The organism is Adlercreutzia sp. ZJ141, assembly GCF_011038965.1.
In the GTDB taxonomy this organism is placed as follows: Bacteria; Actinomycetota; Coriobacteriia; order Coriobacteriales; family Eggerthellaceae; genus ZJ141.
The window spans coordinates 1-1,735 of sequence record NZ_JAAKEB010000050.1 but is presented as its reverse complement, the minus strand read 5'-3'; the positions used below and the strand labels follow the sequence as shown (position 1 = coordinate 1,735).

The window sequence follows — 1,735 nt, the reverse complement described above, 5'->3', positions numbered from 1 at the left end:
CACCTGAATTCCCGATAAGTTATGACGTGGTGGGCAGGTCGTAGCCCAGTCGCTCAAAGATTGCCCTCTGCTTACCGGTGATCTCGCAGATGCGTGGACGGTGTCCCTCCTGTGTGTAGCGCTCGATTGTCTCCACTTCGTCAAGCATACCCTCAAGCGTGTACTCCTCGTCGAGTCCAGTCTGCTTCATGCGCTTTCGCAGCCAGGAAGCTATCACCAAAGCCACAAACACAACAAATAGCTTGCCAGCTAGGGTCTCTTCAGTTGAGACGTGTGGTGTGCGGAAGTTAAGCAGCCCCTTGACATCACCAAAGCGCTTTTCGATGGCATCCTTATCGTGATAGATTGCCAATGCTTCAAAGGGCTCCATAACTTCGTTAGAAAACAATGCGAAGTAGCCCACACGAGCTGTCGCAGCCGCGATTGTGGCGTCTTTGCCTACTGGCCTGCCACGCACGATGTCAAAGTACTCGTCGTAGTAGTGCTCGTGGGCCTCAATGCGATTGCCTGTTTTAAGCTCTCGTGAGCATGCCCGCAAAAGTGAGGCAAGGTCGCGCTCTGCTTCGGCAGCACGTGATGCATCGAAGAACAAATACACGTAGCTGCGGCGCTTCTCTTTAATCACGTCCCCTTTGCGAGAGCGAGTCTTTTCGTAGTCCCACTGACAAGTCAGCCGCATACCGTATAAGCCTGTGGCGTCATCGAAGTTCTCCCAACTGCGAAGCTTTGTAATGTGTGTATCAACGGCATCTTTGAATAGTTTTAGCGATGTTGGCACACCGATGAGGAATTTGAAGTGCTCATACATCATGGCGTTGATGTTGGCAGCCGACCAAAAGCCGCGATCCATAACAAGCCGCACCTTGCCTGTGAAAGCAGGCTCCATGTCACGCACCAGTGTCTTTACGGTTGTGACATCAGCGATATTTCCTGCAACTTTGCGGTAGTAAAGCGGCACGCCGCTTTCGCGTCCAACAAGCATAGCAAGATTGATTTGGGGCAACGGGACGCAATCTTTGTTGCGTCCCCATCTGACCTGGGACAGCGCTTCGGAATATGACGAGATCGATGTCGTGTCGTAGAAGAGCCTATCGCCCTCTCCATGCCGACGTGCAAGCGATTCGCTAAATGCGTCACGTTCAGCCTCACCGATTGAGGCCAAAAGTTCTGAGGATCGTTGCGAGACGATGGGCTTACCGTGGGGTGTTGTGTGTGTTGCCGCAAATCTAGGAAAACGCGACAGCGGAGATGAGCCCTCGCAGATCATGTAGTATGCAAGCGACAAAGCCTGATCCCAAGTGTGAGGCAACGCACACCTTAAGGCAGGCAGAACTCCCGACTCCTCGGCCACAGCATCAAGCAGCGCACACGTACCAAAAAACTCGCGCCGCGATACAGGGGACGAAACTGACGCCCGTGTTGGCCTGTTTGGCACAACCTCACCGGTCTGCGGGTCGACATGTCCCACCAGTTTGCGCTTCCCATAGCGCGACTGCTTCTTTACAGGATCCCATTTTGCTTCGGCTTCATACACGTAAACGATGCCTGTAGCCTTGTCGGTCTGCCTTATCTGAGCCATTTTCTGTCTCCTGCACTGCCTAAACAACGTCATAATTATAACCTATGACGTTGTTTCTTGCAACAAAATATGAGGCACAGTGCCCCATATTGGAGGAATTACCACAAGATCATGTGGCAGGAATCAAATCACGTCATGGAAAAGCGGGAATTCAGG

General features: G+C 52.3%; 1 protein-coding gene. It reads right to left on the bottom strand.

All coding sequences use genetic code 11. The features are described 5' to 3' along the window. Window positions 1–19: 19 nt before the first annotated feature. Window positions 20–1,579 (bottom strand): IS1634 family transposase, encoded by a 1,560-nt coding sequence (locus G7Y44_RS10250; protein WP_165249671.1) that lies wholly within the window; start codon window positions 1,577–1,579, stop codon window positions 20–22. Window positions 1,580–1,735 lie beyond the last annotated feature (156 nt).